Origin of the sequence: Cellulomonas sp. JH27-2 (assembly GCF_014837175.1) — a bacterium.
GTDB lineage: Bacteria > Actinomycetota > Actinomycetes > Actinomycetales > Cellulomonadaceae > Cellulomonas.
Genome location: NZ_JACYFR010000003.1, coordinates 354,103 through 378,874, shown reverse-complemented (window position 1 = coordinate 378,874; position 24,772 = coordinate 354,103). Strand labels below are relative to the sequence as shown.

Here is a 24,772-nt window from a genome sequence, read left to right as displayed (position 1 = left end):
GGACCCGTGGGCGTCAGGGATAGGTGGGTGCGTCGAGCGGCCACCACGTGATGTCGGCGCCGTTGACGGCCAGCGAGACGAAGATCGCGGACCCGATCAGGCACACCAGCACGAGCACCGCCGCCCCCAGCCGGCCGGGGGCCACGACGTGCAGGACCCGCCTCGCGCCGGTCCGCGTCATGTGCGACAGCGGCCCGAACCACACGATGAGCACCGCGAGCAGCACCAGGGACCCGCACAGGATCGACGCCTCGAGCCCGGTCACGACGTCGCCCGACGTCAGGTCGCCGAGCACCCACGTGCCCTGGTCGAACAGCCACCACACGACCCCGACCACGATGACGAGGACGCTGCCCGCCACCAGCAGCGCCGGGACCAGCCCCAACGCCGCCCGCAGCAGGTGCCAGGGGCTCGCGGCCGCCGCGCGTGCGGCGTCGGAGCGCCGCACCCCCGCCCGTTCGCGGCGCGTGTGCATCGCCTCGACCGTCGAGCCGATGGCCCGTTCGACGAGCAGCAGCGCGCCGACGACGAGCAGGACGACGAGCGGGAAGAGCATCGCGGCCGTCCCGACCAGCAGGCCCAGCGCGAGGACAGAGCCCCAGCGCCGCCGGGCCGGGGGCCGCACGTAGCCGGAGCCCTCCGGGCCACGGCCCTCGCTCGCGTCGAGGTCGTCCTCGATCCAGTCGACGCTGTCGGGATCCTCCTCGCCGTCCTCGTCGAAGTCGTCGACCTCGTCAGGCTTGGTGAGATCCACCGGCATCGCGACCGTCCGGCCGTCGTGCGCGTCGGCGGTGTCCGGGGCGACGAGCACCGTCGTCTCACCGGCCGGCAGCGCGACCTCCGCCGTCGGCGGGTCCTCGGCGGCGATCACCGTCGTGGCGCCGGCCAGCGGCACGGCGGCGGCGATCCCCGCGTCCATCACGACGGTGCCGTCCTCGTCGGGCGGCAGGTCACCCTCGGCCGCGACGGCGGTGAGCGCGGCGATCACGTCGTCGGGCGACGTCCGTTCGTCGGCGTCCGGCGCGAGGGCACCGTGCAGCGTCGCGGCGGTCAGGACGCCGAGCCCGTCGACGTCCACCTCCCCGGCGCTCGAGCGCGCCAGGACCCCCTCGAGCCGACCCGACCCGAACGGGGGCCGACCCGTCGCCGCGAACGCGAGCACCGCGGCCCACCCCCACAGGTCGCTGCCCGCGGACGGTTCGCCGCCGTCCAGCAGCTCGGGCGCGAGGTACCCCGGCGAGCCGACCACGAGCCCGGTCGACGTGATCTCGGGGTCGTCGGCCGCCTGCGCGATGCCGAAGTCGATGAGCACCGGGCCGTCGTCGGTCACCAGGACGTTCGACGGCTTGAGGTCGCGGTGCACCACGCCCGCCCCGTGCACGGCCGTGAGCGCGTCGAGCAGCCCGGTCGCGAGCGTCAGGAGGTCGTCGGCGTCCAGCGGCCCGCGCTCGCGCACGTGGTCGGCCAGGTTCTCGCCGTCCACCAGCTCGGTGACGATGAACGCCTCGGTCGAGTCGGCCTCCGCGTCCAGGACCGCGGCCACCGCCGGGTGCCGCAACCGCTGCAGGGCGGCGACCTCGCGCCGCAGCCGCTCGCGCGCCGTCGCGTCGGCCCCCACGTGCGGGTGGAGCAGCTTGAGCGCGACGGCCGTGCCGCCGCCGTCGACCGCCCGGTACACCGTCCCCATGCCGCCCGAGCCCAGCGGAGCCACGACGGTGTACCCGCCGATCTCCGACCCCGGCGTCAGCCCGATCCGCTCCATGGCCCCTGACCGTAGCGGGACCGGGCGCGAATCCCCGGGAGCCCGGGCAGGGCCGGCGTCGGGAGACTAAGGTCGACGCAGATCCCAAGGAGTTGATGCTGTGCCCTCGGCTGCGCCCACAGGCCGTTATGACTTCGTCGTCGTCGCCAACCGACTGCCCGTCGACGCGTCGGTGGACGACGACGGGAACGTCAGCTGGACCCGCTCGCCGGGAGGTCTCGTCACCGCGATGGCCCCTGTGATGGCCGCCGCCGACGGCGCCTGGGTGGGCTGGGGCGGCGCGCCCGACCAGGAGGTCGAGCCGTTCGAGGTGGACGGCACCGAGCTGGTGCCCGTCATGCTGACTGCCGAGGACCTGGAGAAGTTCTACGAGGGCTTCTCCAACGACACCCTGTGGCCGCTCTACCACGACGTCATCTCCCCGCCGACCTTCCACCGCACCTGGTGGGAGGCGTACCAGCGGGTCAATCGCCGCTTCGCGCAGGCCGCCGCCGACCAGGCCGCCGAGGGTGCGACCGTCTGGGTGCACGACTACCAGCTGCAGCTGGTCCCCAAGATGCTGCGCGAGCTGCGGCCCGACGTCCGCATCGGCTACTTCCACCACATCCCGTGGCCGCCGCTCGAGCTGTTCCTGCAGCTCCCCTGGCGCAAGCAGGTGGTCGAGGGGCTGCTGGGTGCGGACCTCGTCGGCTTCCAGCGCGCGGGCGACGCGTCGAACTTCGTCCGCGCCGTGCGCCGCCTGACCGAGCTGACCACGCGCGGCCAGGTCATCACGTTGTCCAAGAACGGCCGCACCGAGCGCCACGTGCGCGCGGCCGCGTTCCCGATCTCGATCGACTCCGGCACGTTCGACGAGCTGGCGCGGACGCCGGAGGTGCAGAAGCGCGCCAAGGAGATCCGCCACGAGCTCGGCGACCCCGACGTCCTGCTGCTGGGCGTGGACCGCCTCGACTACACCAAGGGCATCCGGCACCGCATCAAGGCGTACGGCGAGCTGCTGCACGACGGCCGCCTGTCCACCATCTCGACGACGCTCGTGCAGGTGGCGAGTCCCAGCCGCGAGAACGTCGATGCCTACGCGCAGCTGCGCGACGACGTCGAGCAGCTGGTGGGGCGGATCAACGGCGACTACGGCCAGGTCGGCCACGCGCCCGTGCAGTACCTGCACCAGTCGTTCCCGATGGAGGAGATGGCGGCCCTGTACCTCGCGGCCGACGTCATGCTCGTGACGGCCCTGCGCGACGGCATGAACCTGGTGGCCAAGGAGTACGTCGCCGCCCGGTCCGACGACCAGGGCGCGCTCGTCCTGTCGGAGTTCACGGGCGCGGCCGACGAGCTGACCGGCGCGGTGCTCGTCAACCCGCACGACATCGACGGCATGAAGGACGCCATCACCTACGCCGTGCACATGGACCCGCGCGAGTCCCGCAAGCGCATGCGCCGCCTGCGCCGGCGGGTGCTGGGGCACGACGTGAACGCGTGGTCGCAGGAGTTCCTGGCCGTGCTGACCGCCGTACCGAGGAGGGACACGCATGTCTGAGCTCACGACGGCGCTCCGTGAGACCGGTCGCCCCCTGCTCGTCGCGCTCGACTTCGACGGGACGCTCGCCCCGCTGCAGGACGACCCCTCGCTGTCCCGGATCGTCCCCGCCGGCGTGCCCGTGCTCGCGTCGATCGCCGATCGCCCCGACGTGTCCCTCGCGCTGGTCTCCGGCCGCGCCCTGCAGAGCCTGCACGCCCTGGCCGAGGTCCCCGAGGGGACCTTCCTGATCGGCAGCCACGGTGCCGAGCGCGCCCGCGTCACGCGGTTCGGCCTGGACCGCGACGTCGCCCAGCTGGCCGACGACGAGGCCGACCGTCTCGCCGCGCTGGGAGCCCGGGCCGCGTCGATCGTCCGCGGCCGCGACGGGGCATGGGTGGAGACCAAGCCGACGGCCGTCGTCGTGCACACGCGTCTGGCGGCCGACGAGGACGCACGCGCCTGCGAGCAGGCGGCGCTGGAGCTCGGCGCCGAGCTGGGCTCCGGGGTGCTGCACGGCAAGGACGTCGTCGAGATCTCCGTGCTGCACGCGAGCAAGGGCGAGGCGCTGGCCGCGCTGCGCGACGAGCTGGGGGCGACCTCCGTCGTCTACGCGGGCGACGACACCACCGACGAGCACGCGTTCGCGGTGCTCGGCGAACGCGACGTCGCGATCAAGGTGGGTGCCGGCGACACCGCAGCCGGGTACCGCGTCGACGGTCCCGACGAGCTCGTGGAGGCCTTGATCACGCTCTTGTGATCCTCCGCCCCAAAGACATGAGAGAGCGTTCTCCCGGAATTCACCGGAATGTGCCATAGTGCGCTACCTGCTGAACCTCGGAGACCCCTGTGAACGCCTCTCGCACGCGCCACCTGCGGCGCCCCGTCGCGGCCCTCGCGACCGTCCTCGCCCTCGTCGCGGCCGCCCCCGCCGCGCACGCCGCCGACGAGCCGACCCCGTCCGTCTCGCCGTCCGTGAACGCGTCGGCCACCGCTGACCCGTCGGTCACCGCAACCCCGTCGGCCACCGCCACCCCGTCGGCCACGGCTGCCGCGACCCCCGCCCCGGACCGCCCGGCCGCGAGGTCCGCCGGCATCGCGCCCGCGGGCGAGGCGCCCGCCGGCGACGACCCGTCGCAGGAGGCCCTGCAGCCCACCAGCAAGAGCACCCTCGCGGTCCCGGTCTCGGCCGTCGCCGGTGACCACGTGGACGCGACACTGACCGTGACGTCCGACCCCGGCACGGACCTGAGCGGCACGGCCCAGCTGCTCGTGGCGGGCAAGGCCGTCGGCAAGGCCGTCGACGTCACCGGAACGGGCGACGCCACCGTGACGCTGCCCGTCCCCACGAGCGTGACCGGCACGGTCGGCGCGTACCAGCTCACCGCGACGTTCACCGGCACCCCGGACTCGATCGACTCGGCGGCCGACGCGCAGCCGCTGACCGTCCTGCCGGCGACCCTGCCGTGGTCGCTGGTCGACGAGAACGGCAAGGCCGTCACGAACCCGATCTCCTCGCCGGAGGTCTACGGCCACGCCACCGGCCAGCTGCCGGGTTCGACCGTCCACGCCGAGGTGTTCCAGGACGGGAAGCGGGTCAACGACGACGAGCTGGGTGAGCTCGAGAGCGCGGACGTCGCGGCCGACGGCACGGTCGACGTCCCGATCGTCACCCCGGTCCTTCTCACGATGGGCGAGGACGACATCTCGAAGGACCAGACCTTCTCGGTGGTGCTCGTCGCCGAGCTCAAGGTCGGCGACACGACCACGACCCTGCGGAGCGCGTCGAAGGACCTGACGGTGGGCGGGCTGAAGGCGCCGATCGACCTGGCCGTCGACCCGGGCCCGTACCGTGCGGGCGAGGGTGTCGAGAACCTCGTGCGCGTCTCCATCTCGTGGATCGGCTTCACGCTCGTCGCCGAGCCCCAGGACATCGCCGACATGATCGACGCCGGAGAGCTGAAGATCTACGTCGACGGCAAGGCGCTCAAGGCCAAGGACGTCGACATCGAGACGGCCGACGACGAGACCGCCGTCGTCACGTTCGCGGCGCCGACCACGGCGGGCGACCACACCGTCCAGGCCGTCCTCGAGGAGACCGAGCCCGACTTCCGCAGCGCGTCCGAGGTCGGCCACTTCGTCGTCGCGCCCAGCACGTTCGACGCGGCGCTGCTCGACGAGGACGGCAACGAGGTCACGGAGATCCACCGCGGGCAGGAGCTCGAGGCCGTCGCCGCCGGGCTGCTGCCGGGCACGAAGGTCTCGTTCGTCCTGCACTCGTCGCCCACGACGCTCGGCACCGCCACGGCCGACGAGGACGGCATCGCCGCGGTGGCCGTGACGATCCCGTCGGACGTGACGGCCGGCGACCACACCCTGGTCGTGACGGCCACCGACGTGCTGGGCGACGAGCACGTCGAGAAGGTCGCGCTCGTGGCCGTCGTCCCCGTGGACGACCCGACCGGCGAGCTCGCGGAGACGGGCTCGAACGTCGCCCCGCTCGTGATCGGCGGCGCGCTGCTGCTGATCGTCGGCGCCGGCCTGGTGCTGGTGCGGCGCCGCCGGGCCTGACGTACCACCGGGGCCCGACCCCGGATCACCCCCTCCTCCGCCCCGTGCGGCCTGCCGGCCTCGCGGGGCGGAGGTAGTTTCGAACGCATGCGCACCTCGATGACCGAGGTCGACCTGCAGGACGGTGGCGCGGCGACCGATCTGGCGCCGGACCGGCCCTCCGTGCTGCGCCGGTATCGGTGGTGGGCACTGGGTCTGGTGGTGGCGATCGTCGCGACGGCCGTCGTCGTCCAGCAGCGCGGTGACGCGCGCGCGGCGGACCGCCTGGCCGCCCTGGCGCAGGTTCCCGGCGTGCTGGCGCCGCTCGATGCGCACGTCGCGGCCCGGTGGACGCTGCCTGCCGACCAGGCGTCGGTGGTCTACGGCCGCCCGGTGGCGGGCGTCCTGCTGGGTGGCAGCTCCGGCGCCGACGGCTTCCACCTGCAGGGCGTCGACTCGGCAAGCGGGCGCCTGCTGTGGCGCACACCCGTGGACGTCCCGAACGACGAGACGTTGTGGTCGTGGTGCCGGCCGGTGACGTCGTCGTCGGGCACCCCGCTGGCCGTGTGCACCGCCGGCCCGGACGCCCCGGCCGCCCTGATCGCGCTCTCGTCGCGCACCGTCTGGACCGTCGACCCCACCACCGGGACGGTGCTGACCTCCCGCCGCGTACGCGGCAACTCGACGATCCTGGTGACGGACGACCAGCTGCTGGTGACCTCGGGCACGGTCGACGGCGACTGGGACGTCACGTCCGTCGACCCGAGCGACGGCGGCGCACGGTGGTCGTACCGACTGCCGCGGGGCCAGCGAGGGACGGGCCAGGTGCAGCCGCAGCTCCTCGACGCCGGGTCGGGGCGCGTGCTGGCGTCGATGGCCGGCCAGGCGTCGGTGCTGGACCGCAGCGGCCGCGCGCTGACCACCCTGTCGACCGACCCGGGCACGTGGTGGGTCGCGCTGCGCTCCGGTGCGCAGATCGGGCGCGGCTCGTCGGCCGGGACGGGCCCACGGTCCGTGCTGCTGCTGCCCGACCTGACCACGGTCCCGGTGTCCGAGCAGCCCCTGGCCGTGACGATCGACGACGGCAGCGCGCCGGACGTCCTGCTGACCCGGTCGGAGGACGGATCGGCAATGGTGGCGCGGTCCGTCACGACGGGCGACGCGCTGTGGCGCGCGGCGCTGGAGGTGCAGTCGACGATCGTGGTCCAGGGCAGCGTCTACGTCGGGACGAGCACGGGGATCGTCGCGCTGGACGCCGGCACGGGGGCGGTGCGCTGGACGCGGGACCTGGACCGGCCGGCGGAGACGCTGAGCACCGACGGCGACGACCTCGTGACCGTCGTTCCACCGACCTCCCTCGCGGCGTACTCGCGCGTCGACGGCACGCCCTCGTGGCACGTCGACCTGAGCGCGGCGGACCTCCCGACGCAGGTCGCGTCCGTCGCGCTCTCCACCGGCGTCCCACACCCGCTCGTCTGGGGCACCGACGGGTCGGTGGTCGTGGTGGGCCGCGCGACGGCGGGCACGGGCTAGATTCACCGCGTGGCCGTCGTGGACGTCGAGCTGATCGAGGGTGACCCTGCGCCGCCGCCGCGAGCGCGGGAGCGGCACCCGTGGCGGATCGCTGCGGCCGTCGCCGTCGTGCTGCTGCTCGCGTTCGCGGGGCAGGCGTGGCTCGACGCCCGCCACCGGGCGCACCTCGCACAGTTCGACGCGGTGTCCGGGGTGCTGCTGCCGCCGTCGGCGACGGCACGCGCGCGATGGACGGTCGATCCGCGCGACGACGGCCTCGACCGGGCTGCGAACGTGCACGGCCACCTGGTCTCGGGATTCGTCGACGCCGGTGGGTTCACCGTCCGCGAGCTCGACCGGGCGACCGGTGCCGCGCGGTGGACGACGACCGTCGACGTCCCGGCCGGTACCGCGGGCGACGTGACGTGTGCCCCGGTCGGCGAGGACGACCTGGTCGTCTGCGCCCTCGGCGCCACGACGCCGTCATGGACCCCTTCGGAGCCTGTGCGGACGCGGCTGCTGGTCCTCGACGCCGCCACCGGCACGCGGGTGGACGACCGCAGCGCGAGCATCCGGACCTGGGTCGCCGCCGGCGGCCACGTCGTCACGGCGACATCGAGCACGCAGGCGGGCACAGTGACGTGGACGCTGGAGTCCCGCGGCACGGACGGGACCACGCAGTGGCGCACCACGCTGGACCCCGTCACGGTGCAGCCTGCGCCACGCCAGTCCGAGGACTCCTACACCCCGGGCCTCCCGCTGTGGCTGTCAGCCGCGCGCGACCGGGTGGCGTTCACCGACCAGGGCACGGTCTGGGTGCTCGACGCGGGCACCGTCACCGACCGCCGCACCGTCAAGGCCGGGGCGAACGTGGCGGTCGTCGAGCCGGGCGTTCTGGAGATCGCCGAACCCGTCAACGACACGAACGCCGACTCGTGGGGCGTCGATGCCACGCTCGTGCCCCTGGACGGCGACCCGGTGAAGTTCTCGGGGTGGCCGGTGACCGGCTTCGTCGACGACGGCAGCGCCCCCGACACCCTCGTCGTGCAGGAACCGCGCGACGGGCTCGTCGGCCTGGACGCGCGCACGGGTGAGCGCCGCTGGGCCGTCCCGGTGACCGACGTCTACTCCGGCCTGGTCCTGGGCGGCACGCTGTACGTCAACCCCTCGACCCACACCGGTAGGGGCGCCAGCGGCCCTTCGGTCGACGCGATCGACCTCCGCACGGGTACAACCCTGTGGAGCCAGGACGCGGTCGCCACCGGCAACCTCGCCACCGACGGCCGCGCCGTCTACCTGATCGAGAACACCAGGATGGAGGCGTTCGCGATCGACGACGGCACCCGCCTGCCGGCCGTGTCGCTGGTCGCGCCGCCCCTGGACGCCGGCTCGGACGCGAACGAGTGGTACACGGCGTCGGACGGCGTGCTGATGCGCGTCGCGTACGACGAGGAAGGGAACGAGTTGTCCAGGATCATCCTCGGTTGAGGCCGCCGACCGCTACATTGCGTCGACATGGGGGGACTCCGGGACGTCGAGCTGCTCGAGGACGAGGTGGCGGCAACGGCCCTGCCGCGGGTGCGTCGGCGCTGGTGGTGGGTTGCGGGCGCGATCGTCGTGGTCGGTGCGCTGGTGCTAGCCGGTCAGGTGGTCCTGGACCGGCGGCACCGCGAGCACGAGGCACGGTTCGACGACGTGCCGGGCGTGCTGCTCCCGGTCCCGCGCCGGCCGCAGGTGGTCTGGGCGGTTGACGACGACACCCGACGCAGCCTCGCGAACTCCGTCGAGGTGGGCGGCGTGCTCGTCGGCGGCACCCTCGGCGAGGCCGGGTACTCGATCTCGGGCACCGACCGTGCGACCGGCAAGGCGCGGTGGACGGTCACAGGTCCGCTCGGCGACCCGAGCGAGGCGGCGACCTGGGTGACCGACGACTACACCCCGACGGCCCAGTGCGTGCCGATGGGCACGCTCGTCGCGTGCGGGGTCGACGAGGTCGGACCCCGCTACATCGCGAACGACCCTCGCTCGACGCGCATCCTGGTGCTCGACCCCGTCGACGGCACCGTGCTCTCGGACATGGTGTCAACGATCCGGACCTGGACCGCCGACGACGGGAAGGTCGTGACCGCGACCTCGACGACGGTGGGGCAGAACGTCACGTGGACGCTGACGGCCCACGACCCGCAGGGCAGGCAGACGTGGGCGCGCGCGCTGCCGCCCGTCTACTTCTTCCAGAACCCCGACGGCAGTCCCGCCTACAGCTCCCGCCTGAGCGCCGACGACGGTCTCGTCGCGCTCGCCGCCGAGGGTCACCTCTGGCTGCTCGACCGCGGCGGTGCCGTGACCCGGTCGCTGCGAACCCAGGACCGACGCTTCTACGGGCTGGACCGCGGCGTCGTGGTCAGCTTCCCCTACGCGAACGAGGACGGATCCCCGTCGTCCGAGCCCGCCGGGTTCGTCACCCGGGACGGCCGCTGGAACCCCCTGGCCGGCATCCCCCTGCAGATCGGCGTGGACGACGGAAGCGCGGACGCCGTGGTGCTCTCCGCCCAGCGCACCGACGAGCCCACCAGCCAGGGGCCCCTCGAAGCCCACGACGCGACCACAGGCGACCTGCTCTGGTCGCACCCCGCCGCCGCCGTGGACAGCGCGCTGCTCCTGGACGAGACCGTCTACGCGCTGGTCCTGACGCGTCCCGACGGCGACACGCAGGCGGTCGTCGCGCTGGACGCACGCACGGGGCGGGAGCGATGGACCAGCGAAGCCGTGCGCGGCATCAGCCTCGTCGGGAACCTTGAGCTGGCCACCGACGGCCGCGCGATCTACCTGCTCGGGCCGGCCGTGGCCGGCGCTCTCTCGCTCGACGACGGTCGCCCCGCTCCCTCCGTCGACCTGGCGCCACTGGGCCCGGTGAACCACGTGTTCGCCGGGGACGGCCTGCTCCGCGTCGTGCTGGACGTCGGCAGCAAGCCCGACTCGGGAGACGGTGTGCTCGGCTGACCGCGTCGCCCGGCGTACGCCCGGCGCCGGGCGTACGGTCGGAGCATGTCCGCAGCGTTGCGGTCGGTCGACCTCGTCGAGTCCGACGAGTTCGTCGGTGCGCCCGGCCCCGTCGCTGCGGTGCCGTCCCCTCCCTGGTTGCGCCGGCACGTGCGCGCGGCGGTCGCCGTCGGTGCGGCGGTGGTCGTGGTCGTCGTCGGGCTGCAGGGCGTGAGCGACGCCCGCGAGCGCGCGCAGGTGGCCGCGCTCGCGTCGGTGCCGGGGATCGTCCGTCCGCTGTCGTCGGACCTGCGGGTGGCGTGGCGCCTGCCCGCCGAGCAGGCGAGCGCGGTGTGGAGCGCACCGGCGCAGGGCGTGGTGGTCGCGGGCTCGTCGCGGCAGGAGGGGTTCCGGCTGATCGGTCGCGACGAGGCCACGGGCGCGGTGCTGTGGACCACGCCCGTGGTCCCGACCCCCGGGCCGGGCGCCTGGACGTGGTGCCTGCCCGTCGCGCGCGCCGGCGGGGACGTGACCGTCTGCACCGCCGGTTCCAACTCGGGGCTGTGGGAGGTGACGGGCCCGGACCGGCACCTGTGGGTGCTCGAACCGCACACGGGCGAGGTCCTGGCCGAGCGCACGCTGCCCATGACGGCCCAGCTCGCGGTACACGGCGGCGACCTGCTGGTCGCGCAGCCCGCCGACGACGACCGGTGGCGGCTCGACGCGACGGATCCCGTCACCGGCGCGTCACGGTGGACGTTCACCACCGACCCCGTGACGAGCACGTCGACGTTGATGCTCGACACGCCGCAGCTCGTCGACGTCGACGACGGCGTCCTGCTCGTCGTGCCCGGGCACATGTGGTCGGTCGGCGCGGACGGGCGTCTGCGCACCGAGGTGAGCAACGACGGGGCGTGGTGGACGGGCCTGCGCGGCGGGGCTCTGCTCGGCTTCCGGCAGGACGGCACCGGGACCGGCGGCTACCGATCGACGGTCGTGCTGGCCGACGGCACGCAGCTGCCCGGCGCGGACCGCGACCTGGACGTCTCGCCCGACGACGGGTCGGCGGCCGACGTCGTCGTGACGGCCGGTGCCGCGGCAGGGGCCGGACAGGTCGTCGCGCGCTCCGCCGACGACGGTCACGTGCTCTGGACCGCCGCCGGCAGCCCGAACGCGGCGATGATGCTGCGTGGCCGGCTGTACCTGGGCTCACCCGAGGCGATCGAGGCCCGCGACCCACGCACGGGCCGCCTCATCTGGCACCGGACGCTCGACCACCGCGCCCAGCAGCTCGCCACCGACGGCCGGTCGCTCCTCGTGACCAGCGGCTCGTCGACGGTCGACGCCTACGCGATCGACGACGGCACACCGCGGTGGTCGGCGTCGGTCGCCGACGTGCCGGGCATCGGCGCGTCGGTCGTCTCGCTCGGCTTCTACGGCCGCACCGGCCACCTGCTCGCCTCGCTGGAGGACGGGTCGGTCGTCGCCCTGCGCTGACATGTCGGTAGATTGCGCGCGTGGCGCTGAGCGAGGTCGAGCTGGTCGAGGGGGACGCCGAGCCGTCCGCCGGGGCCCCTCATGCCCAACCGCGCCGACGCGGGCGCTGGCTCGTCGCGGCCGGTGCCGTTGTGGTCGTCGGCGGCCTGCTGGCCGGTGGCCAGGCCGTGCTCGACGCCCGCGAGCGCGCGCACCAGGCTCGCTTCGACGACGTGCCCGGCGTTCTCGCGCCCGTCTCCGCCACCCCGCGCGTGCTGTGGTCGCAGGACGTCGACGACAGCGGGAGTGCCCCGCTGGACGGCGCGATCGTCGCAGGGAGCCGACTGGTCGTGGCGAAGACCGAGGGGGACACCTACACGATCCGGGGCGTCGACCGCACGTCGGGCCACGACGCATGGACCGTCTCCGGGACGGTCGACCTGCCCCCGGACAACGACGACTCGTACGTCGAGTGCCAGCCGGTCGGGGGCGGCCCGCGCGTCGCCTGCGTGGTCGAGCCGGACCATCGCAGCGACCAGATGCCCCGTCCCGCGCTCGTCGTCGTCGATGCGACGAACGGCGCCGTGACCGCACGGCGCCCGGTCTCCGAGGAGCTGTGGGCCGCAGGGAACGGTGAGATCGTCACCGCCACGTCGACGACTGTCGGGAACGAGGTCACCTGGACTGTGGAGGCCCGCGACACCAGCGGTGAACCCGTCTGGCACCGCACGCTCGCCGCCGTTGCGGTGCCCGCCCCGACGAACGACCCGGACAACTCCCACTTCGACGAGACCGCCCTGCATGCGTCGGGTGGCATGGTGGTCCTCGCCGCGGCGCGCCATCTGTGGTGGCTCGACGGCGGTGCGACCGTCGCCGAGGACGTACTGGCGCGGGACACGACCACGGAGCTGCTCGATGGCGTGCTGCTCCGCACCCCGTGGGAGATCGCAGTGCTGCCGGACGGGTCGATCACCCAGGGCCCGAGGTCCACCGTGACGCTGCAGCCCCCGGGGCACACGCAGACGCGCGTCGACGGCGACCTGGTGCGACCGTCGGTCGACGACGGGTCCGCCGACGCCGTGCTGACGCGGGACGGCACCGGACTGATGACCGCGCACGACGCGACGAGCGGGCGCGTGCGCTGGACGCTGCCCCAGGGGTGGATCACTCCCATGATCCTCGGGGGCGTCGTGTACGCCCTGGTCGGCGACGACGGCCTCTCGCTCGTCGCCCTGGACGCTCGCACGGGAGAGCGCCGCTGGACCCAGGACCTGACCCGGTCGGGCTGGAACCAGCTCCAGACGCTCGCCACCGACGGCAGGTACGTGTACGCAGCCGGACCCGACTCGATGGTCCCGTTCGCGATCGACGACGGTACGCAGCAACCCGTCCGCGACCTGCCGGCGACATCGGGCAGGTTCCCGATCGCCGACGCGAGCAGCGGCATGCTCACGGTCAGGACGGCAGACGCGGACGGGAACGTGAACCGGATCACCGCGGTGGGCTGACCCGGCGCTACGTTGGGCGCCATGGGGGACCTGCTGGAGGTCGAGCTGGACGAGGACGACGTACCTGCGCAGCCGCGGCCGGGATCGCGGCGGCGGCGCTGGTGGATCTTGGCCTGTGCGATCGTCGTCGTCGGTGCGCTCATGGGCGTCCAGACGACGATGGATGCCCGGCGCCACGCGCACGAGGCCCGGTTCGACGACGTCCGCGGCGTGCTGCTGCCCGTCCCCGACACGCTGCGGGTGGCCTGGACACGGCCCGATGCGCAGACCTTCGCGTACTCGTCCGCCGAGGTGGACGGGTGGATCGTGCACGCCGCCGTCGACGACGGCCACCGGAGCTTCACGATCAGCGTCCTCGACCGGTCGTCGGGGGATGTGGTCTGGAGCGTGCACGCGGCGCTCGACCCGAGCGTGGTCGACGCGATCGCTACGGGTGCGGCGCGGGCCGCGCGCGCCGCGGGAGGCGGGGTGGACGAGTCCGACGAGACGGATGACGGCACTGCCGACCTGGGAACGGACGCCGGCGGCGCGGCGGCCGTGTGCGCGCCGATGGGGACCCGCTACGCGTCGTGCGCAGTCGGCTGGTTGACGCCGTGGGGTGAGGCCGCCGAGCCCGAGGCGACGCAGCTCGTCGTCGTCGACGTCCCTGCACGGACCTTCACCTCCAGCCGCGCGGCCCCGCTGCAGGTCGGCAACGTCGTCGGGGACACGATGGTCGTCGCGACCTCCGCGGCCCGCGACGGCGAGGTCGTGTGGTCCCTCGACGCCCGTGCCCCGGACGGAGGGACGCGATGGGCGTTGACACTCGACCCGGTCCGGGTCGTCCCGACCGAGGCCGGCTATCAGGCGCAGACGAGCCTGACGGTGCTCGACGGCAATCTCATGCTCGTCGACCAGGGGCACGCGTGGGTGGTCGCCGACGGCGCGGTGGTGCGTGAGGCCGACGTCGGCACCGACCACTACGTCATGCCCGCCCACGGCGGAGCGCTGCAGGCGATCCCTCAGGCAGCTGGCTCGGACGACCTCCAGTACGGCCGCATCCTCCTGACGGACGGCCAGTGGCTCACGGCCCACGGGTACGCGGTCACCGCGACGGTCGACGACGGCAGCGCCCCGGACCTGCTGCTGGTCGACGACGACGAGCGCGAGCGGCTCGTCGCGCGCAGCGCCCGCACGGGCTGGGAGCTGTGGTCGGTGCCCGCAGGCAGCGTGGGACCGGCGACGATCCTGGGGGGCGTGATCTACCTGTCGGTCGGCAACACCTCGGACGCGACGGCACCGTCGATGACGCTCGAGGCGATCGACGCACGCACGGGCGACGTGCGCTGGGCGCAGCCGCTGATGGACAGCCCGGCGCAGGTGCCCCAGCCCGCCGAGGCCCTCACCGACGGGCGCGCCGTCTACGCGCGATGGGGCTCGCGGCTCAAGGCCTTCGCGCTCGACGACGGCGCCCCGCTGGCCGGTCGTGACCTGCCACCGGGCACAGGGCGCAGCGACACGTTCGTCGCGTCGTCGCTCGGCTTGCTCACCTCGATCGACTACAGCACCGACGCGAGCAGCGCCGGCTTGGACGTGCTGGGCTGAGCCGACGAGATGACCGGGGCATCGATACCGCCTTGTGACCTGGTGTGGCCGAGGTCATAGCAGGCGTGTGCGAGACTGGGTCCAGACCGAGGGGGGCCGCACGGCCCGCCTCGTTCTGTGTCAGTGAAGACACTTGACACCTTTCACAACGGATCGTCCGGCACGTACCTGCCGGTGAAGGGAATGGTTCAACCATGGCTTCGGTCACGTTCGACCACGCAACCCGGGTCTACCCGGGCACGGAGCGCCCCGCGGTGGACGCGCTCAACCTGCACATCGAGGACGGCGAGTTCCTCGTCCTCGTCGGCCCCTCGGGCTGCGGCAAGTCGACCTCCCTGCGCATGCTCGCGGGTCTCGAGGACGTCAACGCCGGCAGCATCCGCATCGGTGACCGCGACGTCACCGACGTGCAGCCCAAGGACCGCGACATCGCGATGGTCTTCCAGAACTACGCGCTGTACCCGCACATGTCGGTCGCCGACAACATGGGCTTCGCCCTGAAGATCGCGGGCACGCCCAAGGCGGAGATCCGTCAGCGTGTCGAGGAGGCTGCGCAGATCCTCGACCTGTCCCAGTACCTCGACCGCAAGCCGAAGGCCCTCTCGGGTGGTCAGCGTCAGCGTGTCGCCATGGGTCGCGCCATCGTGCGTCAGCCCCAGGTGTTCCTCATGGACGAGCCGCTGTCGAACCTCGACGCCAAGCTCCGTGTCCAGACGCGTACGCAGATCGCGTCGCTGCAGCGCCGCCTGGGCGTCACCACGGTCTACGTCACGCACGACCAGACCGAGGCCCTGACGATGGGTGACCGCATCGCGGTCCTCAAGGACGGCCTCCTGCAGCAGGTCGGCACGCCGCGCGAGATGTACGACACCCCGCAGAACGTGTTCGTCGCCGGCTTCATCGGCTCGCCGGCCATGAACATCGCGACGTTCCCGGTCATGGACGGCCACGCCAACCTGGGCCGCACGCGCATCCCCGTCGAGCGCTCGATCATCGACGCGTTCACCGAGGAGGACCGCAACCACGTCACGATGGGCTTCCGCCCCGAGGCGGTCGAGGTCGTCCCCGCGAATACGCCCGACGCGATCCCGGTCATCGTGAACATCGTCGAGGAGCTCGGCTCCGACGCGTTCGTCTACGGCTCGCTGACGAACGAGTTCGGCGGCGCCGCCAACGTCCACTCGGGCGCCGGCGACGCGCAGCTCATCGTCCGCGTCGACCCCCGCAAGGTCCCGGGCAAGGGCGAGACCATCGGCATCAAGATCCGCGCCGGTGAGCAGCACCTGTTCCACGCCGGCTCGGGCGAGCGCTTCTGACGCAGCGCACCACCTGATCCACCCGCGAACGGCGGGCCCGCACCGCGGGCCCGCCGTTCCGCTGTCACCAGGAACTGTCAGGATGGGGTCATGAGCCCCACCCCGCAGCGGCTGCAGATTACCGCGGCCTCGCCGGACCCCGCCCTGCTCGACCTGCCGTGGCACGTCCCGCTCGAGGAGTGGCCCGCGGAGACGCTGGCAGCGCTGCCGCGAGGCATCTCGCGCCACATCGTGCGGTTCGCCCGGCTGTCGGGGCGCGTCATCGCCATCAAGGAGATCGGCGAGACCGTCGCGTACCGCGAGTACGAGCTGCTGCGCCAGCTCAGCCGCATCGACGTCCCGTCGGTCGAGCCGGTCGGAGTCATCACGGGGCGCCGCGCACCGGACGGCGAGCCGCTCGAGGCCGTGCTCATCACCGAGCACCTGCAGTTCTCGCTCCCGTACCGCGCGCTGTTCAGCCAGTCGCTGCGGCCCGACACCGCCACGCGGCTCATCGACGCCCTGGCCGTGCTGCTGGTGCGGCTGCACCTGACCGGCTTCTACTGGGGCGACGTGTCGCTGTCCAACACCCTGTTCCGCCGGGACGCGGAGACGTTCGAGGCGTACCTGGTGGACGCCGAGACGGGCGACCTGCACGACAAGCTGTCCGAGGGCCAGCGCGCGTACGACCTGGAGGTCGCGCGCGTGAACATCATCGGCGAGCTCATGGACCTGCAGGCCGGCGAGTTCCTGGAGGACGACGTCGACGCCGTGGCCATCGGCAACGCCCTCGCCGAGCGCTACACCGACCTGTGGCGCGCACTGACCGAGGTCGAGACGTTCGGCTACGGCGAGCGCTGGCGCGTCCAGGCACGCATCGACCGCCTCAACGACCTGGGCTTCGACGTCGGCGAGCTGGACATCACCACCGACGTCGACGGCACGACCGTCCACATCCAGCCCAAGGTCGTCGACGCCGGCCACCACTCCCGCCGCCTCATGCGCCTGACCGGACTGGACGTCGGCGAGAACCAGGCCCGCCGCCTGCTCAACGACCTCGACGAGTTCCGCGCCGCCACCGACCGCCAGGCCGAGGACGAGTCCTTCGTCGCGCACGACTGGCTCACGGGCGTCTTCGAGCCCGCCGTCCGACGCGTCCCGCGCGAGCTGCGCGGCAAGCTCGAGCCCGCGCAGGTGTTCCACGAGCTCCTGGACCACCGCTGGTACCTCTCGCAGCAGCAGCAGCGCGACGTCCCCATGAAGGAGGCCGCCAAGAGCTACGTGAAGAACATCCTGCCCAACCGCCCCGACGAGCAGTCGATCCTGGGCGTCCAGGCGGGCGACATCCGCGAGACGTCGCAGTTCCCGCAGGTCCCGGACATCGAGCTGGGCTGAGTCACCGCGTCACGTCGGCCAGTCCTCGCGACGTCCAGGGTCGGCCGCTGACCGCAGGTGCGCCGTCGTGCCGTACTTCTCGGCCGCACGGACCACCCGCTCGGCCTGCCGCCGGGGCAGTGGCCTGGAAATGGTGTTCGCGTGGCGGTGCTGGTACGCGTCGATCGCGGCGTCGTCGGGGTCAGGCTCGCTGGCGGCTGACCTCGTACAGCGCGATGCCGGCGGCGACGCCGGCGTTGAGGGACTCGACGGCCGACGCGATCGGGATCGACGCGATGGCGTCGCACTGCTCGCGGACCAGGCGGGAGATGCCCTTGCCCTCGGAGCCGACGACGAGCACGAGCGGGTCGGTCGCGTACGGCAGGTCGGCGATCGCGACGTCGCCGTCACCGGCGAGGCCGACGACGAACGCACCGGCCTGCTTGTAGGCCTGCAGCGTGCGGGTCAGGTTGGTGACGCGGGCGACGGGCACGCGGGCCGCGGCCCCGGCGGACACCTTCCACGCCGACGCGGTCACGCCGGCGGCGCGACGCTCGGGCACCAGCACGCCGTGCGCGCCGAACGCGCCGGCGGAGCGGAGCACGGCGCCCAGGTTGCGGGGGTCGGTGACGCCGTCGAGCGCGACGATCAGCGGCGCCTGGCCGACGGTCTCGGCGATGTCGAGGAGGTCCTCGTCGTCGGCGTACGCGTACGGCGGGACCTGGATGGCGACGCCCTGGTGGACGGAGCCGTCGGTGAGGCGGTCGAGCTCGGTCTTGGAGACCTCGAGCATCGGGTAGTTCTCGTTGCCGGCCACCGAGATGATCTCGCGCGTGCGGTCGTCGGCCTCGAGGCGCGACGCGATGTAGACCGTCGAGACGGGGATGCCGGCGCGCAGGGCCTCGACCACGGAGTTGCGGCCGGACACGATCTCGTGGGTCGACGACGTGCGCCCGCCGCGGCCGCCGGCCGCGCTGCGGGAGGCGGACCCGGCCAGGCGGCCGGAGGTCGCCCGCTTCTCGGCACCCGGCTTCTTGTAGGCCTTGTGGTAGGTGCGGTCCTCCGCCTTGGGCGTCGGGCCCTTGCCCTCGAGCGACTTGCGCCCGTGCCCGCCGGTACCGACCTGGGCGCCCTTCTTGGAGCCCGCCTTGCGGGTGGCGCCTCGGCGCTGGGAGTTGCCGGCCATGAGATGTCTTCTTTCGTCTACGGATGAGTGCGGGAAGGACCCGCTGATCAGGCGTCGGGGCGCGCGGCGAGTGACCAGCGGGCGCCGGTCGGGGAGTCCTCGACCACCACGCCGGCCGCGGCGAGGCGGTCGCGGATGGCGTCGGACGTGGCGAAGTCGCGTGCGGCCCGGGCGGCGGCACGGGCCTCCAGCTCGGCGGCCACGACGGACTCGAGGGCGGCCGCGTAGCGCTCGTCGGCCCCGCGCGAGCGCCACTGGGCGCCACCCGGGTCCAGGCCCAGCACGTCGAGCATGGCCCGCAGCACCACCATCGCGGTGCGCGCACCGTCCAGGTCGGCGGCGGCCAGCGCGGTGTTGCCGGCGCGCAGGTGCTCGTGCACCACCGCGAGCGCGGCGGGCACGTTGAGGTCGTCGTCCATCGCCGCGACGAAGTCCGCGGGCAGCTCGACCTTCGCCACCTCGTCGTCGTCCGCGACCCCGACCTTCTCCGCGGCACGCTCGACGAAGCCCGCGAGCCGGTCCCACGTCGCCTCGGCCTCGACGAGCGTCGCGTCCGACCACTCGAGCATGGAGCGGTACTGCACGGCCGTCATGGCGTACCGCAGCACGGCCGGCCGGGTCGTGGCGAGCACGGCCGTCACCAGCAGCCCGTTGCCCAGCGACTTGCTCATCTTGGCGCCGCCCTGCGTCACCCAGCCGTTGTGCAGCCAGTACCGCGCGAACGGGTAGCCGGCCGCGCGCGACTGGGCCTGCTCGTTCTCGTGGTGCGGGAACCGCAGGTCCAGGCCGCCGCCGTGGATGTCGAACGCCTCGCCCAGGTAGCGCAACGACATGGCGGAGCACTCGAGGTGCCAGCCGGGGCGGCCGCGGCCGTACGGCGTGTCCCACGACGCCGTCTCCGGCTCGCCCGGCTTGTGGGCCTTCCAGAGCGCGAAGTCGCGAGGGTCGCGCTTGTCCGAGCCCTCGGGTGCCGCGTCGGGCGCGGGGACCATGTCCTCGACGCGCTGGTTGGTCAGCGAGCCGTACTCGGGGAACGAGGCGACGTCGAAGTACACGTCGCCGGTGTCCGCCGCGTACGCGTGCCCGCGCTCGATGAGGCGCGCCATGAGCTCGACCATGCCGGGGATGTGCCCGGTCGCACGCGGCTCGTAGGAGGGGGGCAGGACGCCGAGCGCGTCGTACGCTGCGGTGAACGCCCGCTCGTTGGTCGCGGCCCACGCCCACCACGGCTCACCGGCGTCGGCGGCCTTGGCCAGGATCTTGTCGTCGATGTCCGTGACGTTGCGCACCAGCGTCACGCGGTGGCCCGTGCGCCGCAGCCAGCGGACCAGCACGTCGAACGCGACGCCCGAGCGCAGGTGCCCGATGTGCGGGGGCGCCTGGACGGTCGCACCGCACAGGTAGATGCCGACCTCGCCCGCGGTGAGCGGGACGAAGTCGCTCACCTGGCGGGTGGCGGTGTCGAACAGGCGGAGGGTCACCGGGCAAGGTTACCGGGCGCCCGGCCTGCGGCTCAGCCGAACGTGCCGCCCTCGCCCCGGTAGGTGGGCACGCTCGCCTCAACCGCCTCGCCCCGCACCAGGTGCACGGTCGCGAACCGCTCCATCACCTCGCCGGACTTGGCGTGCCGGAACCACACGCGGTCGCCGACGCGCAGGTCGGAGCGGGCGGGCACGCGCAGCGGCGTCTGCACCTCACCGGCGCCCTCGCGGTCGGTCAGCGACAGGCCGCCGGGGAACACCGGCCGCGGCTGGCGCGACTTCGTCGGCGGGCCCGACGCGATGTAGCCGCCGCCGAACGCGGTGGCGTAGCCGGGCGCGGGGATCCGGACGACGTCGAGCCCGAAGAACGCGGCGGGCCGGGGCTCGAACGAGCGGTAGTCGTCGAACAGCGTCGGGACGAACAGGCCGGAGCCCGCGGTGACCTCGGTGACCGACGGCGCCGCGGCGCTGGTCTGCACCGAGCCCGACCCGCCCGAGTTCACGAGCTCCAGGCGATGCCCGACGGCCGCCTCGACAGCCTCGACCACGGCCGTGCGCCGCGTCGCGAGGTCCCGGATCGACAGCTTCTTCACCGCCCGCACCGCGGGCGAGGAGTCAGGGAGGCCGGCCACCTGCGCCTCGTAGAACATGACGCCGCGCACGTCGATGCCGTCGCGCTGCGCGATGTACGCCGCCAGCTCGCCGGCCTGCTCGGCGGTGTGGACGGGCGAGCGCCGCACACCCAGGTGCGCGCGGATCGGGCCGAACCGCACCTGCAGCGACGCGTCGACGTCGAGGCAGACGCGGATCGTCGTGCCGTGCGCCGCGGCGGCCTTTGCCGCGAGGTCGACCTGGGCGACGTCGTCGACCATGAGCGTGATCGCTGCCGCGGCAGCGGGGTTCGCGGCCAGGTCGTCCAGGGCCCCGACGTCGACGGTCGGGTAGCCCAGCAGCACGTCGTCGACCCCCTGCGAGACGAGCCACAGCCCCTCGCGCAGGGAGTAGCCCATGACGCCCGCGAAGCCCGGGCGCGCGAGGACGCGGTGCAGCACCTCACGCACGCGCACGGACTTGCTGGCGACACGGATGGGGGTGCCGGCCGCGCGGCGCACGAGGTCGTCGGCGTTGGCCTCCAGGGCGTCGAGGTCGACGACCGCGAGAGGAGCGGGCAGGTGGCCCGTGGCTGCGTCGAGGCGTGCGCCGAGCGTCATGCGGAGACCTCCTGAGGGGTCGTCGATTCCGGGCGGGCCGCGGGCGTGGCGAACCGGCCCGCCAGCACGGCCACCACGAGGACGAGCGCGACGGGGATGAGGAAGCCGATCCGGAACGACGTCGCGCTCCCGATCGCCCCCACCATCACGGCGCCCAGCAGCGTGCCCAGGTAGTTGAAGACGTTGAGCCGCGCGATGACCGCGTCGGCGTGGTCGGGCGAGAGCGCGCCCGCCGCGGAGAAGCAGAGCGGCACGATCAGGCCGAGACCGGCGCCGGCCACCGAGAAGCCGACGGTCGCGGCGACGACGCCGTGGGCGAGCACGACGAGCAGCAGGCCGGCGGCGCCGATCAGCGACGCGACCCGCACCACCCGCACCCGTCCCCAGCGCCGCACCAGCGAGTCCCCGACCAGCCGGGAGACCAGCGTCGCGGCGAGATAGGGCGCGATGACGAGCGGCGCGACCCAGTCGGCCGCGTCGAGCGCGTCGAGCAGGTAGATGGTGCCCCACGTCTGCGTCGCGTTGTCGACGGCGAAGTACGCGACGACGGCGACGGCGAGCACCAGCATGGGGCGCCACGGCACGTGGTTGCGCGGGTGGTCCCCGGTCGGCTCCAGCGGCGCGTCCTGCGTCCGCAGGCCACAGCGGGCGACGAGGACGGCCGACACCCAGGTGACGGGCGTGGCGAGCAGGAACACGACGTGCACGGGCTCGAGCCTCAGGTCGAGGGCGATCCCGGCAGAGACGACGAAGGATGCGACCACGGCGCCGACGGACCAGGCCGCGTAGAAGCCCGCGGTGAGCGGCCGGCCGTAGGCGCGCTGCACGGCGACCGCCTGCATGTTCTGGGACGCGTCCACCATGCCGAGCGCCAGGCCGTAGATCGCGAAGGCCCCGATGACCAGCCCGAACGTCGGCGCGCTGGCCGCGAGCGGGACGGCGACGCCGATGAGGGTCAGCCCGGTGACCAGCGCGACCCAGCTCCCACCGCGCCGGCTGATCGCGTCCGCGACGAACGTGCCCGCCGCCGCCGCGAGGAGCACGCCCGCGACCGCGACCGTGATGAGGTCGTCGTCGACGCCGTACCTGGTCTTGAACGAGTCCAGGCTCAGCAGCAGCAGGAGCAGCACGAAGCCCTGCGCGGTGAACGCCAGGCTCGTCGCCAGGCGCGCGCGCCGGGACGACTCCGCCGGTGCGCCCGTCACGCAGCGCCTGCCGGGTCGGCGGCGGGGGCGGCCAGAGCAGGGTCCGTCGCGGGCTCGGTCGCGGCCGCACCGTCGCGCGGGACGGTGAGGGTCGCGAGGTACCCGCCCAGCCCGTGCAGGCCGCGGAGCGCCTTCTCGGCGTCACCGTCCACCAGCCAGGCGAGCGAGTAGCCGTCGACGACCGCGACGACGATGCGTGCGATCTCCTCGGCGTCCATGGACCAGCTCACGTCGGCGGCGTGCCCGATGGCCTCGAGCACCTGCGTCGCGGCCGCCCACTGGCCCTCGTACTGCTCCATCGCGACCTTGTTGAGCTCCGCGCTGCGCAGCGAGGCCGTGGTGAGCTCGTAGCTGAGCAGCTGGGACCCGCGCGTGCCGGAGATCGACGCCCAGACGGCCTCGATCGCGTACTCGATGGCGGTCGCCGGCGGCAGCCCCTGCGGCAGGTCCTCCAGGCCGCGGACGGTGTTCCGCTCCGTGATGGCGTGCGCCATCGCGCGCAGCAGCTCGTCCTTGTCCTGGAAGCAGTAGTGGACGACGCCAAGCGACACGCCGGCCTCGGCCGCCACGGCTCGGACGGTCGCGGCCTCGATCCCGTCGCGGCTCGCGACGGTCAACGCCGCCTCGACGAGCTGTTCCCTGCGTTCCGCCACAGGCATGCGGTTCATCTCGGTCCCCTCCCTGCGCGCGCCCGACCCGTGGTCGTGCGCACTCCCCCGCCCTCACTGCGCCCAGTGAAGCACGTCACCACTTGACTTGGACAGATGTTCAAGTCACTCTCTGCTGTTATGGGGACCAGACGAGGCGCGACCTGGCAGAACTGGGCGCGCACCGCCGTCGCCACTCCTCACCGTAGCGAGACCCCTCGTGACCTGCAGGAATTGTCTCGCACCGTGCAGGGTGCGGCGCGCGACGCGCTGCGCGTCCGCGCGGTCGGTGGCGGACACTCGTTCACTCCCGCCGCGGTCACCGAGGGCGTTCACCTGCACCTCGACCATCTCGCGGGTCTCGAGAGCCTCGAGCGCCGGCCCGACGGGACCGCGTACGCGACCGTCGGCGCGGGCACCCGGCTCCACACGCTGAACTCTCTGCTGGCCGCGCACGGCCTGGCCATGCGCAACCTGGGCGACATCGACCAGCAGACCGTGGCGGGCGCGATCTCGACCGGGACGCACGGCACAGGCGCCCGCCTGGGCGGCCTCGCGACGCAGGTCGTCGGCGTGCGGTTGGTCACGGCGACCGGCGACGTCGTCGACGTCTCGCGCGACGAGCAGCCCGAGCTCTTCGCGATGGCGCGCCTGGGGCTCGGCAGCGTCGGCGTCCTGGCGGCGGTCACGCTCGAGGTGGTCCCGGCGTTCCGGCTGGAGGCCCGCGAGGAGCCGTGGTCGCTCGACGCCGTGCTGGAGGGGCTCGACGACCTGGTCGACGGCAACGACCACTTCGAGTTCTACTGGTTCCCGCACACCCGCCGGACGCTGACCAAGCGCAACAACCGGGTGGCCGCCGACGTCGTCGAGCCACTGAACCCCGTGCGCGCCTGGATCGACGACGAGCTGCTGTCGAACGGCCTGTTCGGCCTGACGAACCGCCTCGCAACGCTGGTCCCGGCCACGACGCCGCGGATCAACGCGATCGCGGCGCGCGCGCTCAGCGCCCGCCGCTACGTCGCCCCGTCGCACGAGGTGTTCGTCTCCCCGCGGCGGATCGTGTTCCGCGAGATGGAGTACGCGATCCCCCGTCGCGAGCTCCCGGCCGTGCTGGGCGAGATCGAGGCGTGGCTGCGCTCGTCGGGCGAGCGCGTCCCCTTCCCGCTGGAGATCCGCTTCGCCGCGGCCGACGACCTGTGGCTGTCCACCGCGCACGGCCGCGAGACCGCGTACGTGGCCGCGCACCAGTACGTGAAGATGCCGTTCCGCCGGTACTTCGACGCGGTCGAGGCGATCATGCGCCAGGTCGACGGTCGCCCGCACTGGGGCAAGATGCACTGGCTCGACTCCGAGCGGTTCGCCGAGCTCTACCCCCGGTTCGCAGACGCCCAGCGCGTCCGCGCGACGGCCGATCCCGACGGGCTGTTCGGCAACCCGTACACCGACCACGTCTTCGGGGCTCGTCACCCGCAGGTGTGAACCA

18 protein-coding genes are annotated in these 24,772 nt (G+C 73.4%); 12 read left to right on the top strand and 6 right to left on the bottom strand.

Going from position 1 to position 24,772, the window contains the following annotated elements:
- Window positions 1-13: 13 nt before the first annotated feature.
- Window positions 14-1,762 carry a serine/threonine-protein kinase gene (locus IC607_RS10790; RefSeq protein WP_191787382.1) on the bottom strand — a complete coding sequence of 583 codons (1,749 nt, stop codon included), beginning with the start codon at window positions 1,760-1,762 and terminating at the stop codon, window positions 14-16.
- Between the two features lie 100 nt (window positions 1,763-1,862).
- Here IC607_RS10790 and IC607_RS10785 point away from each other — a divergent pair, with 100 nt between their 5' ends.
- From IC607_RS10785 to IC607_RS10735, 11 genes are all read left to right on the top strand, one after another.
- The gene (locus IC607_RS10785) at window positions 1,863-3,302 is read left to right on the top strand and encodes a trehalose-6-phosphate synthase (RefSeq protein ID WP_191787381.1); all 1,440 of its coding nucleotides are present in this window, start codon (window positions 1,863-1,865) and stop codon (window positions 3,300-3,302) included.
- The gene (gene otsB / locus IC607_RS10780; RefSeq protein ID WP_191787380.1) at window positions 3,295-4,041 is read left to right on the top strand and encodes a trehalose-phosphatase; all 747 of its coding nucleotides are present in this window, start codon (window positions 3,295-3,297) and stop codon (window positions 4,039-4,041) included. Before IC607_RS10785 ends, otsB begins: the two co-directional genes overlap by 8 nt.
- Before the next feature lie 89 nt (window positions 4,042-4,130).
- Window positions 4,131-5,852 (top strand): Ig-like domain repeat protein, encoded by a 1,722-nt coding sequence (locus tag IC607_RS10775; protein ID WP_191787379.1) that lies wholly within the window; start codon window positions 4,131-4,133, stop codon window positions 5,850-5,852.
- 87 nt (window positions 5,853-5,939) lie between these two features.
- The gene (locus IC607_RS10770) at window positions 5,940-7,364 is read left to right on the top strand and encodes a PQQ-binding-like beta-propeller repeat protein (protein WP_191787378.1); all 1,425 of its coding nucleotides are present in this window, start codon (window positions 5,940-5,942) and stop codon (window positions 7,362-7,364) included.
- Window positions 7,365-7,373: 9 nt separating this feature from the next.
- Window positions 7,374-8,831, top strand: a complete 1,458-nt coding sequence (locus tag IC607_RS17860) for a PQQ-binding-like beta-propeller repeat protein (RefSeq protein ID WP_191787377.1) — start codon at window positions 7,374-7,376, stop codon at window positions 8,829-8,831.
- 27 nt (window positions 8,832-8,858) lie between these two features.
- Entirely contained in the window at window positions 8,859-10,343 is a 1,485-nt protein-coding gene (locus IC607_RS10760) for a hypothetical protein (RefSeq protein WP_191787376.1), read from the top strand.
- Between the two features lie 45 nt (window positions 10,344-10,388).
- A complete protein-coding gene (locus tag IC607_RS10755; RefSeq protein ID WP_191787375.1) occupies window positions 10,389-11,819 on the top strand; it encodes a PQQ-binding-like beta-propeller repeat protein in 1,431 nt (476 codons plus the stop codon).
- A gap of 20 nt (window positions 11,820-11,839) precedes the next feature.
- Window positions 11,840-13,306 carry a PQQ-binding-like beta-propeller repeat protein gene (locus IC607_RS10750; RefSeq protein WP_191787374.1) on the top strand — a complete coding sequence of 489 codons (1,467 nt, stop codon included), beginning with the start codon at window positions 11,840-11,842 and terminating at the stop codon, window positions 13,304-13,306.
- 21 nt (window positions 13,307-13,327) lie between these two features.
- Entirely contained in the window at window positions 13,328-14,890 is a 1,563-nt protein-coding gene (locus IC607_RS10745; protein WP_191787373.1) for a PQQ-binding-like beta-propeller repeat protein, read from the top strand.
- A 194-nt stretch (window positions 14,891-15,084) separates the two neighbouring features.
- Window positions 15,085-16,206 (top strand): ABC transporter ATP-binding protein, encoded by a 1,122-nt coding sequence (locus tag IC607_RS10740; protein ID WP_191787372.1) that lies wholly within the window; start codon window positions 15,085-15,087, stop codon window positions 16,204-16,206.
- Window positions 16,207-16,296: 90 nt separating this feature from the next.
- Window positions 16,297-17,580 (top strand): DUF4032 domain-containing protein, encoded by a 1,284-nt coding sequence (locus tag IC607_RS10735; protein WP_191787371.1) that lies wholly within the window; start codon window positions 16,297-16,299, stop codon window positions 17,578-17,580.
- Window positions 17,581-17,761: 181 nt separating this feature from the next.
- Here IC607_RS10735 and rlmB read toward each other — a convergent pair whose 3' ends face one another.
- From rlmB to IC607_RS10710, 5 genes are read right to left on the bottom strand one after another with little or no spacing between them, the layout of a single operon-like run.
- Window positions 17,762-18,745, bottom strand: a complete 984-nt coding sequence (gene rlmB, locus IC607_RS10730; RefSeq protein ID WP_191787370.1) for a 23S rRNA (guanosine(2251)-2'-O)-methyltransferase RlmB — start codon at window positions 18,743-18,745, stop codon at window positions 17,762-17,764.
- A 47-nt stretch (window positions 18,746-18,792) separates the two neighbouring features.
- The gene (gene cysS, locus IC607_RS10725) at window positions 18,793-20,226 is read right to left on the bottom strand and encodes a cysteine--tRNA ligase (RefSeq protein WP_191787369.1); all 1,434 of its coding nucleotides are present in this window, start codon (window positions 20,224-20,226) and stop codon (window positions 18,793-18,795) included.
- Between the two features lie 32 nt (window positions 20,227-20,258).
- Window positions 20,259-21,437, bottom strand: coding sequence for an amino acid deaminase/aldolase (locus IC607_RS10720; RefSeq protein ID WP_191787368.1), 1,179 nt, complete (start codon window positions 21,435-21,437; stop codon window positions 20,259-20,261).
- Entirely contained in the window at window positions 21,434-22,642 is a 1,209-nt protein-coding gene (locus IC607_RS17855) for an MFS transporter (RefSeq protein ID WP_191787367.1), read from the bottom strand. Before IC607_RS17855 ends, IC607_RS10720 begins: the two co-directional genes overlap by 4 nt.
- On the bottom strand, window positions 22,639-23,310 hold the full coding sequence (locus IC607_RS10710) for a TetR/AcrR family transcriptional regulator (RefSeq protein WP_191787366.1): 672 nt from the start codon (window positions 23,308-23,310) through the stop codon (window positions 22,639-22,641). The genes IC607_RS17855 and IC607_RS10710 overlap by 4 nt, the downstream gene beginning before the upstream one ends.
- A gap of 120 nt (window positions 23,311-23,430) precedes the next feature.
- Here IC607_RS10710 and IC607_RS10705 point away from each other — a divergent pair, with 120 nt between their 5' ends.
- Complete coding sequence (locus IC607_RS10705) at window positions 23,431-24,768, top strand: D-arabinono-1,4-lactone oxidase (protein WP_191787365.1); 1,338 nt, start codon at window positions 23,431-23,433, stop codon at window positions 24,766-24,768.
- The last annotated feature ends 4 nt before the right edge of the window (window positions 24,769-24,772 follow it).

What these genes read in the sequence shown, in the direction of transcription:
- IC607_RS10790 (WP_191787382.1), bottom strand. Translation starts at nt 1,762, where the DNA reads ATGGAGCGGATCGGGCTGACGCCGGGGTCGGAGATCGGCGGGTACACC.
- otsB (WP_191787380.1), top strand. Translation starts at nt 3,295, where the DNA reads ATGTCTGAGCTCACGACGGCGCTCCGTGAGACCGGTCGCCCCCTGCTC.
- IC607_RS10770 (WP_191787378.1), top strand. Translation starts at nt 5,940, where the DNA reads ATGCGCACCTCGATGACCGAGGTCGACCTGCAGGACGGTGGCGCGGCG.
- IC607_RS10760 (WP_191787376.1), top strand. Translation starts at nt 8,859, where the DNA reads ATGGGGGGACTCCGGGACGTCGAGCTGCTCGAGGACGAGGTGGCGGCA.
- IC607_RS10755 (WP_191787375.1), top strand. Translation starts at nt 10,389, where the DNA reads ATGTCCGCAGCGTTGCGGTCGGTCGACCTCGTCGAGTCCGACGAGTTC.
- IC607_RS10745 (WP_191787373.1), top strand. Translation starts at nt 13,328, where the DNA reads ATGGGGGACCTGCTGGAGGTCGAGCTGGACGAGGACGACGTACCTGCG.
- IC607_RS10740 (WP_191787372.1), top strand. Translation starts at nt 15,085, where the DNA reads ATGGCTTCGGTCACGTTCGACCACGCAACCCGGGTCTACCCGGGCACG.
- IC607_RS10735 (WP_191787371.1), top strand. Translation starts at nt 16,297, where the DNA reads ATGAGCCCCACCCCGCAGCGGCTGCAGATTACCGCGGCCTCGCCGGAC.
- rlmB (WP_191787370.1), bottom strand. Translation starts at nt 18,745, where the DNA reads ATGGCCGGCAACTCCCAGCGCCGAGGCGCCACCCGCAAGGCGGGCTCC.
- IC607_RS10720 (WP_191787368.1), bottom strand. Translation starts at nt 21,437, where the DNA reads ATGACGCTCGGCGCACGCCTCGACGCAGCCACGGGCCACCTGCCCGCT.
- IC607_RS10710 (WP_191787366.1), bottom strand. Translation starts at nt 23,310, where the DNA reads ATGAACCGCATGCCTGTGGCGGAACGCAGGGAACAGCTCGTCGAGGCG.
- IC607_RS10705 (WP_191787365.1), top strand. Translation starts at nt 23,431, where the DNA reads ATGGGGACCAGACGAGGCGCGACCTGGCAGAACTGGGCGCGCACCGCC.